Origin of the sequence: Burkholderia sp. MSMB1588, assembly GCF_001546925.1 — a bacterium.
GTDB lineage: Bacteria > Pseudomonadota > Gammaproteobacteria > Burkholderiales > Burkholderiaceae > Burkholderia > Burkholderia humptydooensis.
In genome coordinates this window covers 2,495,053-2,509,262 of sequence record NZ_LNJS01000001.1, presented here as the reverse complement: position 1 = coordinate 2,509,262, position 14,210 = coordinate 2,495,053, and the positions used below count along the sequence as shown (strand labels likewise).

General features: G+C 68.5%; 15 protein-coding genes. 8 read left to right on the top strand and 7 right to left on the bottom strand.

Features of this window, described 5'->3' with window-relative positions; all coding sequences use genetic code 11:
- Positions 1–122 precede the first annotated feature (122 nt).
- Both hemN and WS92_RS23065 read left to right on the top strand, forming a co-directional pair.
- Complete coding sequence (gene hemN / locus WS92_RS23070) at positions 123–1,574, top strand: oxygen-independent coproporphyrinogen III oxidase (RefSeq protein WP_059933894.1); 1,452 nt, start codon at positions 123–125, stop codon at positions 1,572–1,574.
- A 69-nt stretch (positions 1,575–1,643) separates the two neighbouring features.
- The gene (locus WS92_RS23065) at positions 1,644–2,333 is read left to right on the top strand and encodes a Crp/Fnr family transcriptional regulator (protein WP_059933891.1); all 690 of its coding nucleotides are present in this window, start codon (positions 1,644–1,646) and stop codon (positions 2,331–2,333) included.
- Here the strand turns inward: WS92_RS23065 and WS92_RS23060 are convergent.
- Positions 2,310–3,632, bottom strand: a complete 1,323-nt coding sequence (locus WS92_RS23060; protein ID WP_059934117.1) for a hypothetical protein — start codon at positions 3,630–3,632, stop codon at positions 2,310–2,312. The genes WS92_RS23065 and WS92_RS23060 overlap by 24 nt on opposite strands.
- 233 nt (positions 3,633–3,865) lie before the next feature.
- Here WS92_RS23060 and WS92_RS23055 point away from each other — a divergent pair, with 233 nt between their 5' ends.
- The 6 genes from WS92_RS23055 to WS92_RS23035 are packed head-to-tail and all read left to right on the top strand — an operon-like array spanning position 3,866 to position 8,149.
- Entirely contained in the window at positions 3,866–5,083 is a 1,218-nt protein-coding gene (locus tag WS92_RS23055; protein WP_059933888.1) for an NAD(P)H-dependent flavin oxidoreductase, read from the top strand.
- Positions 5,080–5,175, top strand: coding sequence for a dioxygenase (locus WS92_RS37265; protein ID WP_080595009.1), 96 nt, complete (start codon positions 5,080–5,082; stop codon positions 5,173–5,175). Before WS92_RS23055 ends, WS92_RS37265 begins: the two co-directional genes overlap by 4 nt.
- On the top strand, positions 5,172–6,206 hold the full coding sequence (locus WS92_RS23050) for a ubiquinone anaerobic biosynthesis protein UbiU (RefSeq protein WP_006025879.1): 1,035 nt from the start codon (positions 5,172–5,174) through the stop codon (positions 6,204–6,206). The genes WS92_RS37265 and WS92_RS23050 overlap by 4 nt, the downstream gene beginning before the upstream one ends.
- Positions 6,207–6,246: 40 nt before the next feature.
- Positions 6,247–7,134: a U32 family peptidase gene (locus WS92_RS23045; RefSeq protein ID WP_059933886.1), complete on the top strand. Its 888-nt coding sequence runs from the start codon at positions 6,247–6,249 to the stop codon at positions 7,132–7,134.
- 55 nt (positions 7,135–7,189) lie between these two features.
- Positions 7,190–7,669: a ubiquinone anaerobic biosynthesis accessory factor UbiT gene (locus WS92_RS23040; RefSeq protein ID WP_059933883.1), complete on the top strand. Its 480-nt coding sequence runs from the start codon at positions 7,190–7,192 to the stop codon at positions 7,667–7,669.
- Between the two features lie 54 nt (positions 7,670–7,723).
- Positions 7,724–8,149 (top strand): putative zinc-binding protein, encoded by a 426-nt coding sequence (locus tag WS92_RS23035; RefSeq protein WP_015601109.1) that lies wholly within the window; start codon positions 7,724–7,726, stop codon positions 8,147–8,149.
- 62 nt (positions 8,150–8,211) lie between these two features.
- On the opposite strand, the gene WS92_RS23030 is transcribed toward WS92_RS23035, so the two are convergent.
- The 6 genes from WS92_RS23030 to WS92_RS23005 form a co-directional block, all read right to left on the bottom strand.
- The gene (locus tag WS92_RS23030) at positions 8,212–8,931 is read right to left on the bottom strand and encodes an anaerobic ribonucleoside-triphosphate reductase activating protein (protein WP_059933880.1); all 720 of its coding nucleotides are present in this window, start codon (positions 8,929–8,931) and stop codon (positions 8,212–8,214) included.
- A gap of 18 nt (positions 8,932–8,949) precedes the next feature.
- Positions 8,950–9,177 carry an anaerobic ribonucleoside-triphosphate reductase gene (nrdD, locus tag WS92_RS37015; RefSeq protein ID WP_082743929.1) on the bottom strand — a complete coding sequence of 76 codons (228 nt, stop codon included), beginning with the start codon at positions 9,175–9,177 and terminating at the stop codon, positions 8,950–8,952.
- A 2-nt stretch (positions 9,178–9,179) separates the two neighbouring features.
- Positions 9,180–10,943, bottom strand: a complete 1,764-nt coding sequence (locus tag WS92_RS23020; RefSeq protein WP_059933874.1) for a ribonucleoside triphosphate reductase — start codon at positions 10,941–10,943, stop codon at positions 9,180–9,182.
- A gap of 383 nt (positions 10,944–11,326) precedes the next feature.
- Positions 11,327–12,550, bottom strand: a complete 1,224-nt coding sequence (locus tag WS92_RS23015) for an NnrS family protein (RefSeq protein ID WP_059933871.1) — start codon at positions 12,548–12,550, stop codon at positions 11,327–11,329.
- Between the two features lie 153 nt (positions 12,551–12,703).
- Positions 12,704–13,837, bottom strand: a complete 1,134-nt coding sequence (locus tag WS92_RS23010) for a hypothetical protein (RefSeq protein ID WP_059933868.1) — start codon at positions 13,835–13,837, stop codon at positions 12,704–12,706.
- Positions 13,838–13,871: 34 nt separating this feature from the next.
- Positions 13,872–14,210: a metal-sulfur cluster assembly factor gene (locus WS92_RS23005; protein WP_059933865.1), complete on the bottom strand. Its 339-nt coding sequence runs from the start codon at positions 14,208–14,210 to the stop codon at positions 13,872–13,874.

Genomic DNA, 14,210 nt, shown 5'->3' with positions numbered 1-14,210 from the left:
CGTCGGCGGCACGCGCGCGACATCGGAGGTTGATTTGCGTCAAGTCCGTCCGAGCCGCGCGCCCGACAATGGAACGCCGGCGTTTCGCGCGGCATGCCAGGGTATAGCCAGGGTACAAGCAGATGGACATGACAACGCATTCGAATGACGGCGCGGATACGATCGCGCCCGCTCTCCACCACGACGTGTCCGCGTTCGCGGACGTTCAGATCTCCGAAGCGCTGATCCGGCGCTTCGACCGGCAAGGGCCGCGCTATACGTCCTATCCGACGGCCGACCGGTTTTCCGACGCATTCGACGAACACGCTTACCGCGAGCATCTGTCGCGCCGGGCGTCGGCCGAGCGCAACCCGCCGTTGTCGGTCTACCTGCATCTGCCGTTTTGCGAGTCGCTCTGTTACTTCTGCGCGTGCAACAAGATCATCACGCAGGATCACACCCGGACGAGCGCGTACGTCGACTACCTGATCCGTGAAATGGAGCTCGTCGCGCCGGACCTCGGCCGCGACCGTCTGACGACGCAACTGCATCTGGGCGGCGGCTCGCCGACGTTCTTCGCGATCGACGAGCTCGCGCGCCTGATGCGCGCGCTGCGTGGCCATTTCGAATTCGCGCCGCATGCGGAGCTCGGCGTCGAGATCGATCCGCGCACGGTCGACGAGCGCACGCTGCAGTCGCTCGCGGCGCTCGGCTTCAACCGGACGAGCTTCGGCGTGCAGGACTTCGATCCGTCGGTGCAGGAGGCGGTGCATCGAATCCAGCCGCTGCCGATGGTCGAGCGCGCGCTCGCGGCGAGCCGCGCGGCCGGGTTCGAATCGGTCAACATCGATCTGATCTACGGGCTGCCGCGGCAGACGCCCGCGAGCTTCTCGCGCACGCTCGACGAGGTGATCCGGCTGTCGCCCGATCGCATCGCGGTCTACAACTACGCGCATCTGCCGAGCCGCTTCAAGGCGCAGCGCCTGATCGTCGAATCGGAGCTGCCGGCCGCCGAAGACCGGCTGCGCATCTTCATCGAATCGACGCGGCGGCTGCTCGACGCCGGTTACGTGTACATCGGGCTCGATCACTTCGCGAAGCCGGTCGACGAGCTCAGCAACGCGTTGCGCGAGCGCAGCCTGCACCGCAATTTCCAGGGCTATACGACGCAGGCTGAATGCGACCTGGTCGGCTTCGGCGTGTCGGCGATCGGCAAGGTCGGCGCATCGTACAGCCAGTCGACGCGCTCGCTGAAGACGTATTACCGCCAGCTCGACGCCGGACGCCTGCCGATCGAGCGCGGCTTTGCGCTGACGCCCGACGATCTGCTGCGCCGCGAAGTCATCATGACGGTGATGTGCAGCACGCCCGTCGATTTCGCGGAGATCGGCCGCCGGCACGGCATCGATTTCGCGCGGTATTTCGCGTCCGAGCTTGCGCAGCTCGAGCCCTATCGCGACGCGGGGCTGCTCACGATCGACGCGGAGCGCATCGCCGTGACGCCGAAGGGGCGCATGTTCGTGCGCGCGATCGGCATGGTGTTCGACGCGTATCTCGGCCGGCCCGCCTCGGCGTCCTATTCGAAGTTGATCTAGGGTCTGTTGACATACGAAATCGCATGTGCGTTCCGTATGTCAACAGACCCTGGTGATGAAGGTGGCGTGATGAAGGAAAGCAAGATTCCCGTGCAGGACTTTCTCGCGCGGTTGCCGATTTTCAGCGTGCTGTCGCGCGGCGAGCTCGACAATCTCGCGCGCGGCACGATGCGCGTGCAGGTGCCGCGCGGGCAGACAGTGTTCAGCCGCGGCGATCCTTGCGGCGGCTTTCACATGATCGTCTACGGCCAGATCAAGCTGAGCTCGTTCTCGCCGCTCGGCATCGAGAAGATCGTGCGCCTGCTCGGGCCGGGCGACAGCTTCGGCGAAGCGGTGATGTTCATGGACAAGCCGTATGCGGTGACGGCGAAAGCGCTCTCCGACACGCTGCTCCTGCACGTGACGAAGGCCGTCGTGACCGAGGAGCTCGATCACAACCCGGCATTCGCGCGCCGGATGCTCGCGAGCCTCAGCATGCGCCTGCATCAGCTCGTCGTCGATGTCGAGACGTATTCGCTGCGCTCGGGCACGCAGCGCGTGATCAGCTACCTGCTCGAGCAGACCGACGCGCCCGTGGAATCCGGCCTGCAGATCCGGCTCGAGACGGGCAAGAAGGCGATTGCGTCGCGCCTGAATCTCACGCCCGAGCATTTCTCGCGCGTGCTGCGCGATCTGTGCACGCGCGAGCTCGTCGTCGTCAACGGCTGCGACATCTTCATTCCCGACGTCGACCGGCTACGCTCGGAGATGCAGTACTGACGCCGACGCGACGCGCCGCCGGATTCGCGCGTAGCGCCGCCATGCGCCGAGCATGTTGAGCGCGAGCCAGCCGGCCGACACGCCGAGCGCGACGGCGGCCGGCCGCGCGAACGGTGCCGGCGCGACGCTCGCGGCGGCGAGCAGCAGCAACGCGGCGACGTGCGCGAGGAACTGCGGGCGCGCGGCGCGCTCCGGCAACATGTCCTTGACCTTCGGCATCGCGGGAATCGTCGTCTCGCTCGACTTTTGCGCGTGATACCACAGCAGGAACGGGATGATCTTGTAGAGCATCCCGTTGATCGCCGACCACGCGCCGCCCACCATCAGCAGCACGCCGACCGTCACCGCGACGTCTCGGCCGCCCGCGGCCGCGTTCGCGATCCACAGCACGCTCGCGCATCCGACGCTCGCCGTCGCGGTGCGCCAGAACAGCGTCGTCGGGTCGGCTTCGGGGCGCTTGCGCGTCCAGAGCAGGTAAAAGGTCCACGCGGCGTATCCCGCGTACAGCGCGTAGAGCGTGAGCCGGATCGCGTCGGAGGCGAAGCCGCGGCGATCGCCCGGACCGAACGCGGCGGCCGACGCCGCAACGAGCGCCGCGAACACGCCTGGGCCGAACCACCGCGCGGCGGCGCGCGGATAGGGCTCGGTCGCCTGGAACATCGGGATCAACTGGTACGAGATGCCGGCCGTCAGCAGCCCGACCCAGCCGGCCAGCCCCCAGGTCGCGTGCAGATCGACGAGTCCGATCGAGAAGAAGGGCAGATGCCCGCCGAGCGCGAACCCGAGCGACACGCCGAGCGCGCCGGTTCCCGCGAGCGCGAGCCACGCGAGGCGCACGGTGCGCAACACGCTTGCGGCGCCTGCCGGCATGCGCCGCCGATGTTGCGCGAAGCCGAGCGCGCAGATGAGCAGGAACCACAGGAGCGCCGCACCGAGCAGCAGCGCGGCGGGCGCGAACAACACGGGCGCCGCGCCCGCGAACGCCGCCGCGAGCATCAGCGTGCCGAGCGTCAGGCACGCGTGGATCGCGGTTGCGTTTGCGACGGGCGATGCGATCCGGATGCCGGCTGCGACCGACATGATCTGAATCATCGCGCCGACCATCGTCGTCGCGAGCATCCCGAGCGCGCACAGATGCGTGAGCGCGAGCGCGGCGGGCGACCAGCGCGACGCGAGCGCATCCGGCCCGGCCCACAGCAGCAAGCCTGCCGCGGCGATCGCGAAGAGCGGCGCGCTGACGAAGAAGCGCAGCGGCACGCTCAGCGCGGGGGAGTGGTCGAGTTCGAGTTTGCGCTGCATGGCGGAAAGAATGCGCTTGGCGAGGGGCGCCGCGAACGGGGGCGGCCGGCGCATCGCGCGCCAGCGCATCAACGACGCGCGGCGACGCGACGCACCCATGTTTCGGCATTCTGATCATAACCCCGGATCGATGCGCGATCCGGACCGAGACCTTGACGCCGATTAAGGCGATGCCAACACATTCGGCCGCACACTTACGCACCAGGCGTAAGCCGGCTTTTCAGGAATTTGCCGTGTCCGTGTCCGTCGTCAAAACCGCATTCAAGAATCTCGTGATCAAGGGCAGGTCGCTGCTGCCGATTGTGCAAGGCGGGATGGGCGTCGGCGTGTCCGCGCACCGGCTTGCCGGCGCGGTCGCGTCGCTAGGCGCGTTCGGGACGATCTCGAGCGTCGACCTGCGCCGCCATCATCCCGACCTGATGGCGCGCACCGGCCGCTCGCGCGATCGCGCGCTCATCGACGCGGCGAACCTCGAAGCGCTCGATCGCGAGATCCGCGCGGCGAAGTCGCTCGCGAACGGATGCGGGCTCGTCGCCGTCAACGTGATGCGCGCGTTGTCCGAATACGCGTCGTATGTGCGCCAGTCGTGCGAGAGCGGCGCGCATGCGGTCGTCGTCGGCGCGGGTCTGCCGCTCGACTTGCCCGAGCTGACCGCCGATTTTCCCGACGTCGCGCTGATTCCGATCCTGTCGGATGCGCGTGGGATCGGGCTCGTGCTGAAGAAGTGGATGCGCAAGAACCGCCTGCCCGACGCCGTCGTCATCGAGAACCCGCGCTACGCGGCGGGCCATCTCGGCGCGCCGACGACAGACACCCTGAACAACCCGAATTTTGCGTTTCCCTCGGTGCTCGAAGGCACGTTCGCGCTGTTCAGGGAGCTCGGCATCGAGCGCGAGCGGATTCCGCTGATCGCGGCGGGCGGCATCCACAGCCACGAGCAGGCGCGGCAACTGTTCGCGCTCGGCGTGAGCGCGGTGCAGCTCGGCACGCCGTTCGCCGTGACCGAAGAGGGCGACGCGCATCCGAACTTCAAGAAAGTGCTCGTCGAGGCGGGGCCGGACGACATCGTCACGTTCATGAGCGTCGCGGGCCTGCCGGCGCGCGCGGTGCGCACGCCGTGGCTCACAAACTATCTGGAACGGGAACGGAAGCTGCAGCGCGCGGCGAAGCCGCGCAAGTGCCTCGTCGGCTTCGATTGCCTGCAGCAATGCGGGCTGCGCGACGGCATCGAGAAGCACGGGCAGTTCTGCATCGACACGCGGCTTGCGTTCGCGCTCGCGGGCGACATCAAGCGCGGGCTGTTCTTCCGCGGCTCGGAAGTTTTGCCGTTCGGCCACGAGATCCGTTCCGTGCGCGAGCTGATCGACTATCTGCTCACGGGCGTCAGGCGCGCGGCCGCCGCGGCGCTCGCACCCGAGCCGGCGCGTGCGCCGCTGCCCGCGCTCGGCTGACGGCGCCTCGCTTCGGGCGACGCCCGTTTCCGCCGCTCGCCGGCATGCCGCGAGCGGTTTCTCGTTTCTTTGATGGAGCCGTCATGCCATGACGCAAAGCAGTCACTTCGCGACGGGCGCCGCGCCGATCGAACTCGTGTGCCCGGCGGGCAGCCTGCCCGCGCTGAAGGCCGCGGTCGACAACGGCGCGGACTGCGTGTATCTCGGTTTTCGCGACGCGACGAACGCGCGCAACTTCGCCGGCCTGAACTTCGACGCGCAGGCGATCGCGGCCGGCATCCGCTATGCGCGCGAGCGCGGCCGCAAGGTGCTCGTCGCGCTCAACACGTATCCGCAGCCGGACGGCTGGACCGCATGGCGGGAAGCGGTGGGCCGCGCGGCCGACGCGGGTGTCGACGCGATCATCGTCGCCGATCCGGGGCTCATGCGCTTCGCGCGCGAGCGCTACCCGGAGCTGCGGCTGCACCTGTCGGTGCAGGGCTCGGCAACGAACTACGAGGCGATCAACTTCTATCACGAGCACTTCGGCGTGTCGCGCGCGGTGCTGCCGCGCGTGCTGTCGCTCGCGCAGGTCGAGCAGGTGGCCGAGAACACGCCGGTCGAAATCGAGGTGTTCGGCTTCGGCAGTCTGTGCGTGATGGTCGAAGGGCGCTGCGCGCTGTCGTCGTACGCGACGGGCGAATCGCCGAACACGCGCGGCGTGTGCTCGCCCGCGAAGGCGGTGCGCTGGCAGAAGACGCCCGACGGCCTCGAATCGCGGCTGAACGGCGTGCTGATCGATCGTTACGAAGACGGCGAGAACGCCGGCTACCCGACGCTCTGCAAGGGGCGCTTCAAGGTCGCGGACGAGAGCTACTACGCGATCGAGGAGCCGACGAGCCTGAACACGCTCGAGTTGCTGCCGAAGCTGATGCAGATCGGCATCCGCGCGATCAAGATCGAAGGCCGCCAGCGCAGCCCCGCGTACGTCGCACAGGTGACGCGCGTGTGGCGCGAAGCGATCGATCAGTGCGCGGCGAACCTCGCGCGCTACTACGTGAAGCCGGCGTGGATGACGGAACTGAACAAGGTCGCGGAAGGGCAGCAGCATACGCTCGGCGCCTACCATCGGCCGTGGAAATGACACGCACGACGGCGCACGCCTGAATGCGGGAGCGAGGATCATGAAAATTGCTTTGGGGCCGGTGCAGTACTACTGGCCGCGCGTCGCGACGATGCAGTTCTATCAGGCGATGGCGGAGACACCCGTCGACATCGTGTATCTCGGCGAGACCGTCTGCGCGCGCCGGCACGAGCTGCGCTTCGCGGACTGGATCGAGATCGCCGACATGCTCGCCGAGGCCGGCAAGGAAGTCGTGCTGTCGACGCAGGTGCTGCTCGAATCGGGCCGGGACCTGAAGGCGATGCGCGAGATCGCCGGGAACGGCCGCTATCTGGTCGAGGCGAACGACATGGGCGCCGTGCGCAGCAGCGCGGCGCGCGCGTTCGTCGCGGGGCCGTGGCTGAACGTCTACAACCCGCCGACGCTCGCGATGCTCGCGGAGCTCGGCGCGCGGCGCTGGGTGATGCCGCCCGAGATGAGCGAGGCGGGGCTCGCGCAGATGCAGGCCGAGCGGCCCGCGCATCTGGAAACCGAAGTGTTCGCCTACGGGCGCATTCCGCTTGCGTTTTCCGCGCGCTGCTTCACCGCGCGCAATCGCAATTTCCCGAAGGACAACTGCCAGTACGTGTGCATGGAGCACCCGGACGGCCTGCCGCTGCACACGCGCGAAGGCGAGCCCTTCCTCGTGCTCAATGGCATTTCGACGCAGTCCGCGCGCGTCTACAACCTGATCGGCGAGATCGACGCGTTGCGTGCGCTGAACGTCGACGTCGTCCGGTTGAGCCCGCAATCGCAGCACATGGCCGACGTGGTCGACGCATTTCACGGCGTGCTGAACGGCCGCGCGAGCGCGCGCGACGCGCTCGCCGCGCTGCACGACAGGATGCCGGAGACGTCGTGCAACGGTTACTGGTACGGCAAGCCGGGCCTCGAGCACGTCGCGCATTGAAGCCGCGGCTCGGCCCTTGCCGCGTCGCTTCGAACTGGATGATGAGGAATCCCCGATGAACGCCCCGATCTATCAATTGCCGCCCGCACTCGGCAAGCTGCTGTCGAAATTGCCCGCGTATCCGGGCGCGCTCTTGTTCGCGAGCGGGATCAATCTCGTGCTGCGCCGGCATTTGCCCGCGGAGACGCTCGCGCTGCTGGACGATCGTCCGCTGCGCATCCAGGTGAAGGATGCGGGCGTCGCGTTCGATTTCGTCTGCCGGCGCGGAACGTTTTCGGCGCTGTCGGGCGGGCGAGACGTCGATCTGACGATCGGCGCGACCGCGTACGACTTCTATCTGCTGTCGCAGCGCCGCGAAGATCCCGATACGCTGTTTTTCAGCCGGCGCCTGACGATGGAAGGCGATACCGAGCTGGGTTTGCTCATGAAGAATTCGCTCGACGCGATCGATCTGTCGGTGTTTTCGCTCGAGCGATGGCTGCCGTCGCGGCTGTTCCGCCAGCAGCCGGTCGGGCGCGGCGGGATGTCGGACTGAGGATGACGGACTGAGATGCGCGCGATCCGGCGAACGGGCGATCAGGAGACCGGAATGAATCACGAAACGAAAGCGCTGCCGATCGTCTATTCCTGCTCGGGATGCTCGAACGTCGCGCAACTCGCGAATCATGTCGCGGTGCGGCTCGACCGCGGCGGCGACGCGGAGATGTCGTGCATCGCGGGCGTCGGCGGCGACGTGCCGTCGCTCCTGAGGGTCGCCCATTCGGGGCGGCCGATTCTCGCGATCGACGGCTGCCCGCTCGTGTGCGCGAAGAAGAGCCTCGCGCGGCACGGGATCGCGCCGGACGCGCATTTGCAGCTCGGCGAGCATGGCGTCAGGAAGCGCTTTCACGAGGATTTCGACCCGGACGACGCGAGTCGCATTCTCGCGATCGCGCGAGGCGAAGCCGCGCGGCTCGCGCGACGCGAGCCGGCGCGCGAGCACGAGCATGCGCTCACGCTCACGCAGGCTGACTAGGGCGCCGACGCCGCGTTGCACGGCAAGATCTGACCATGCGCGGCCGATTCGGCCGCGCCGGCTCAACCGCGCCGAATCGCGAAATTCGCAAACAGGCGATCGAGCCGGCCGAGCACCGCATCGCTCGGATAGCCGGCGAGATGCGCCGCGTTCAGCGCGCCGTCGCCGCATCCTTGCGCCCGAAACACTTGCAGCACGTAATGCTCGACGCCGAGATCGGCGAGTTCGTGCGCGATGCGCAGCAGCGCCGGCTCGGGCAGCAGATCCGGATGCGCGGTCGTCCGGCATTCGTATGCGATGCCGCTCGCGAGCACTGCTTCGAGGCTCTGCCGTGCATGGCCGCCGCTTGCGCGCACGCGTGTCGTGCGCGCGTAGTCGTCGAACGGCGCTTTCACGTCGAGCCCGATCCAGTCGAGTGACGGCAGCAGGGGAGTGAGTCGCCGCGGATGCGTGCCTGCGCTGTGCAGGCCGATCTTGAAGCCGAGCCGCCTGATGTCGCCGATCGATGCGGCGAGCGCCGGATCGATCGACGGCTCGCCGCCGCTGAACACGACCGCGTCGATCAGCCCGACGCGGCGCGCGAGGAACGCGAGCAGCGCGTCCCATTCGATCCCGGCCGGATGCGAGCGCGGCTGCAGGTGCGGATTGTGGCAATACCCGCAACGCCACGGGCAGCCCTGCACGAACACGACCGCGGCGAACTGGCCGGGATAGTCGGTCGCGGTGAACGGGACGAGCCCGCCCACCTTGAGCGAACGACGCCGGGGAAGGGCGAGGTTCATCGCGTGAGCGAGCCGCGCTTACGCCGCCGCGCGCATGGCGACGCCGCTCGCTTCGACGTCGCCCGTTTCGCGCTCGCGGAAGTACCTGCGCTCGTGGAATTCGCCTTGCTTGCCGACGTTGAACGACGACACCGGGCGATGGTAGCCCATCACGCGGGTCCAGATTTCGCACGGCTGGCGCTCGTCGTCGGGCAGCGCGATCGCGGCGAGGGCGGCTTGTGGGTTGGTTTGCAGTGTCGTCATGATGTTCAGGCTTCCATCGGTTGGGATTGAGACAGTTTGCGACGCAGCAGTGCTTCGTCGCACTTCGGGCAAAACGGGTGGCTGCCCGCGAGATAGCCGTGCGTCGGGCAGATCGAGAACGTCGGCGTGACGGTCAGATACGGCAGCGAGAAGCGGGTGAGCGCGCGCTTCACGAGCGTGCGGCACGCGTCGGCGGACGACAGCGGCTCGGTCATGTACAGATGCAGCACCGTGCCGCCCGTGTATTTGCGCTGCAGGTCGTCCTGGCGCTCGAGCGCCTCGAACGGATCGTCGGTGAAGCCCACCGGCAACTGCGACGAGTTCGTGTAGTACGGCATCTGCGCCGTGCCCGCCTGCAGGATGGCCGGATAGCGGCGGCGGTCCTCTTTCGCGAAGCGGTACGTCGTGCCCTCGGCGGGCGTCGCCTCGAGGTTGTACATGTGGCCCGTTTCCTCCTGATACTCGACGATGCGCGCGCGCACGTGGTCGAGCAGCCGCAGCGCGAACGCATGGCCCCAGTCGGTCGTCAGGTCGTGCGCGTCGTGCGTGAAATTGCGGATCATCTCGTTGACGCCGTTCACGCCGAGCGTCGAGAAGTGATTGCGCAGCGTGCCGAGATAGCGCTTCGTGTACGGGAAGAGCCCGTTGTCCATGTGGCGCTGAATCACGTCGCGCTTGATCTCGAGGCTTTCCTTGCCGTAGTCGAGCAGCGTGTCGAGCCGCGCGAAGAGCGCGCGCTCGTCGCCCGCGTGCAGATGGCCGAGCCGCGCGCAATTCACGGTGACGACGCCGATCGATCCCGTCTGCTCGGCCGAGCCGAAGAGCCCGTTGCCGCGTTTCATCAGCTCGCGCAGGTCGAGCTGCAGCCGGCAGCACATCGAGCGGATCATGTTCGGCTTCAGCTCGGAATTGATGAAGTTCTGGAAGTACGGCAGGCCGTAGCGCGCGGTCATCTCGAACAGGCGCCCGGCATTCGGGCTGTGCCAGTCGAAATCGGCGGTGATGTTGTAGGTCGGGATCGGGAACGTGAACACGCGGCCCGCCGCGTCGCCCGCCTGCATCACCTCGATGTACGCCTGGTTGATCATGTCCATTTCGGGCTGCAGATCGCCGTACGTGAACGGCATCTCTTCGCCGGCGATCACGGGCACCTGCTCGCGCAGATCCTCGGGGCAGGTCCAGTCGAACGTCAGGTTCGTGAACGGCGTCTGCGTGCCCCAGCGCGACGGCACGTTCAGGTTGTAGATCAGCTCCTGAACGGACTGCCTGACTTCGGCGTAGGTGAGCGCGTCGCGGCGCACGAACGGCGCCGTGTACGTGTCGAACGAGCTGAACGCCTGCGCGCCCGCCCATTCGTTCTGCAGCGTGCCGAGGAAGTTCACGATCTGGCCGACGGCGCTCGACAGGTGCTTCGGCGGCCCCGACTCGACCTTGCCGGGCACGCCGTTCAGCCCTTCGGCGAGCAGCGTGCGCAGCGACCAGCCCGCGCAGTAGCCGGACAGCACGTCGAGATCGTGGATGTGCAGATCCGCGTTGCGGTGCGCTTCGCCGATCGCGCTCGGGTAGACGTGGCTCAGCCAGTAGTTCGCGATCACCTTGCCGGACACGTTCAGGATCAGGCCGCCGAGCGAATAGCCCTGGTTCGCGTTCGCGTTGACGCGCCAGTCCTGCCGGTCCAGGTATTCGTTGATCGACGATTCGACGTCGATCAGCGGCTTGCCGCGCGGCGCCGGATTCGACGCGGCGCCAGGGTGGATGGTCTCGGGCAACGTGGGCCTCTCTCGTTTGTGACGCAAAATATGGTGATGTGGTGAATGCTAAATACCAGATGTTGTGTTGGTCAACGCCGAGACGCCGAAGTTTGGCGCGCACTTGACGGCGATTAAGGCGAGGCGAATCCGGGCTGCGGCATCGATCGCCGGTTGCGCGGATCGAATGCGCGACGCTCGTGCGGATGGCAGGATTTGCCGCGCGGCCGCGAATATGCGGCTCTGACGCGTGACGGGAGGCGGGCGGGAGAGCGGGCGCTCACGGTGTGCGCCGTCTCGTGTCCGCAGCCGGGCGGGTGCGGTGAGCGAACCGGGCATCGCCGACGAGAAAGCGAGGTCTCGCCGAACGACTTGCGACTAACGACTAACGTCCGGCAAGGCGCCTACTCGCCGGACTTCGCGTCCGAACCGGGCGCGGCCAGCGCAGGCGAAACCAGGCGTCCGGCATAGCGCGCGACGTAGACGAGCAGCGCAGCCGCCCAGGCGACGCCCGCGACGACGAGCCATTGCGCGGTCGCGGCGGGCGCGAGCCACGGCCCTGCGACGCGCGCGAGCGTCGCTGCGATCAGCAGTCCGTAGCAGACGCGCTCGGCGAAGTTCGCGACGGGCTCGCGTGCCGTCTGTTCCAGCGCGGTGCGCGTGATCATCCCGATGATCGCGCAGCCGATCGCGCCCGTCGTGAACGTGTGCAGCGCGAGCGAATGCGCGACGAGCCCGTATGCGCTCAAGGCCGTCAGAGCGAAGCCGGCGGCGATCGATGCATAGGCGACGTGCAGGATCGACAGCATCGGCCGCCGCCCGGTCGCCCAGAAGCGCCAGCCGGCGAGCCGCGCCGCGTGCAGCGCGGCCGCCGCCCCGGCGAGCGCGGCGATCGCGGGCGCGGGGGCGGCCGTCGCGTCGGCGATCAGCGCGGCGAGCGTCACCGGCATCACCGACGATTCGACGATCCGCCACTGCCCGATGGTGAGCTCGGGCCGCGCGGCCGTCGCGATCGACGGAATGATGCGCCCGCCGATGATGACGATAAAGAGCACGAGCAACCCCGCGGCGAGCTCGACGCAGCGCAGCGCCCAGTCGGCGTGGCCTTGCCGGAGCCACAGGTGAAAGAGCGCGTTGAGCACGGCGAGCATGCCGAGCGCGACGGGCAGGAAGATGCCGTGCCGATTCCTCGCGCCGATCAGCGCGCGGACGAGCGCATAGGCGATCGCCGGCAGGAACGCGACGTCGACCGCGGCCGCGGCCCAGCCGGGCCCCGTCCACATCAGCACGCGGCCGGCGAGCCACAGCAGCCACAGCGCGGCGAGCGACGGGCCTTGCGCGGGGTTCGTCGACGTCCAGGTGCGCACCGACGTCAGCAGGAAGCCGGACACGATCGCGCCGCCGAAGCCGAAGACCATTTCGTGCGCGTGCCAGAAGAGGCCGCTCGCGGGCGGCGCATGGCCGGCCCAGTCGCGGCCCGCGAGCGCGCCGAGCCACGCGAGCATCGCGATCGCGCCGAAAGAGGCGCCGCCGAGATAGAAGGGCCGGAAGCCGGTCGACCACAGCGCGGCGCGGCGGCCGTCGGGCTGCGCGGGCGCGTTGTGGTCCGTCGAGCGGACGAGCGGCATGGCGTTCCTCCATTTTCCGATATGTTGCTTTCGTGATGCATGATAGGAGAAGAAGCGCGCGCATGTGCTGCGACAAGATTGGATTGCGCGGCCGCATCTTTGTCCGCGCGCAAGGCTGTCGCGTTCGCGCGTTGACGCGACAGATGCGGTGAACTAGCCGGCTCGCTTGCCGTTGCTGCTAGGCCTCGTCGAACGGCGCGCGAGCGCGGCGCCGATCGCGAGCGTGACGGCGAAGCTCGCGATCGCGAGCGCGGCGATTTCGCCGCCCGCGCGCCGCAGCGCGAACGCATCGAAGAGATCGCCCGCGACGCGCAGCGCGACGGCTGCGTGCAAGAGCGCGAGCGGCGCGTGGAAGAACGGCCGGTACGCGACGCGCAGCCGTGTGACTGCCGGCACGATGATCGGCATGTGCCCGAGGATCATCGAGAACACGAAGCCGAGCGTGAGCGTGTGCAGTGCGGCGTCGTGCGCCGGATGGCCGGGCGCGAGCGCACCGGTCAGGCCGAGTGCGCCGCTCACCGCGAGCCAGCCGTAGCCGGACAGCAGGCAGACGGCGATGAAGCGCGTGAGGCCGCGCTGGCGTACCGTGCGGCGCGCGACGTCGTAGCGGATCAGCCACGACGCGAGCAGCAGTTCGCCCGCGCCGAACAGCCGCGGCGCGGGCAGCGGCTGCCACGGCGCAAGCGCGGCGGCGACGGGCAGCAGCGCGGCGATGCCGCAGAAGCAGGCGCTCGCGCCGCGCGGCAGCGGGCGCACGCGCGTGAGCTCGAGCCGCTCGGCGGCGATCGTCAGGATCAGGAACGCGAGCCACCACGCAACGGCCGCGAACGGATCGCCCGTCAGCAGCCAGACGACATCGCCCGCCCACCAGCATCCGACGCTCGCGGCGAGCACCCACAGGAACAGCGCGGTTTGCCGCCGCAGCACCGCGGCGTTGACGGCGAGCGCGCCGCTTGCCGCGCCGGCCAGCAGCGCGGCGGCGAGCATCGGCGGCGCGCCTGCAAGCAACGTGATGCCGGCCGCGACGGCCATCGCCGGCACGAGATACGCCCAGCGCGCGCCGAGCGCGACCGCGCGCTCGATGCCGATCACCGCGCCGAAGAACACCGGAATCATCAGCACGCCGTGCCACGCGAGCCTCGATACGGCATGCGCTGGCGCGGGCGCGCCGAGCCGCGCGAGACCCGTCGCGACGCCGCACGCGAGCAGCGCGACGATCACGCCGCCCGCCGTCGCGCGGACGATCGGGCGGGCGAGCGAGCGGGCGAACGAAGCGGCCGGTTGCATGGCGGCGGGCGCGACGTCGAGGGCGTGAAGCGCGTTACGCGATCGGCCAGCCCATCTGCTCGCGCGCCGCGTCGCTCATCATCTTCGGCGCCCACGGCGGCTCCCAGACGAGATTGACGTCGACGGGCAGCGCATCGGAGGTGGCGTCGCCGAGCGTCGCCTGCACGTCGTCGATCACGACGCCCGCCATCGGACAGGCGGGCGACGTCATCGTCATCGTCACGACGATGCGCTCTTCGGTGCGTTCGATCCGGTAGACGAGACCGAGGTCGACGATGTTGACGCCGATCTCCGGATCGATGACTTCGCGCAGCGCGTCGCGCAGCGCGAGCTCGTCGGGCGTTTCGCTTCGGATTGCTGAGGCATTCGGCAT

Excerpts from the sequence above, each read along its gene's own strand:
- WS92_RS23010 (WP_059933868.1), bottom strand. The coding sequence starts at position 13,837 with ATGCAACCGGCCGCTTCGTTCGCCCGCTCGCTCGCCCGCCCGATCGTC.
- WS92_RS23045 (WP_059933886.1), top strand. The coding sequence starts at position 6,247 with ATGAAAATTGCTTTGGGGCCGGTGCAGTACTACTGGCCGCGCGTCGCG.
- WS92_RS23035 (WP_015601109.1), top strand. The coding sequence starts at position 7,724 with ATGAATCACGAAACGAAAGCGCTGCCGATCGTCTATTCCTGCTCGGGA.
- WS92_RS23005 (WP_059933865.1), bottom strand. The coding sequence starts at position 14,210 with ATGCCGAATGCCTCAGCAATCCGAAGCGAAACGCCCGACGAGCTCGCG.
- WS92_RS23065 (WP_059933891.1), top strand. The coding sequence starts at position 1,644 with ATGAAGGAAAGCAAGATTCCCGTGCAGGACTTTCTCGCGCGGTTGCCG.
- WS92_RS23015 (WP_059933871.1), bottom strand. The coding sequence starts at position 12,550 with ATGCCGCTCGTCCGCTCGACGGACCACAACGCGCCCGCGCAGCCCGAC.
- WS92_RS23030 (WP_059933880.1), bottom strand. The coding sequence starts at position 8,931 with ATGAACCTCGCCCTTCCCCGGCGTCGTTCGCTCAAGGTGGGCGGGCTC.
- WS92_RS23060 (WP_059934117.1), bottom strand. The coding sequence starts at position 3,632 with ATGCAGCGCAAACTCGAACTCGACCACTCCCCCGCGCTGAGCGTGCCG.
- WS92_RS23040 (WP_059933883.1), top strand. The coding sequence starts at position 7,190 with ATGAACGCCCCGATCTATCAATTGCCGCCCGCACTCGGCAAGCTGCTG.
- hemN (WP_059933894.1), top strand. The coding sequence starts at position 123 with ATGGACATGACAACGCATTCGAATGACGGCGCGGATACGATCGCGCCC.
- WS92_RS23050 (WP_006025879.1), top strand. The coding sequence starts at position 5,172 with ATGACGCAAAGCAGTCACTTCGCGACGGGCGCCGCGCCGATCGAACTC.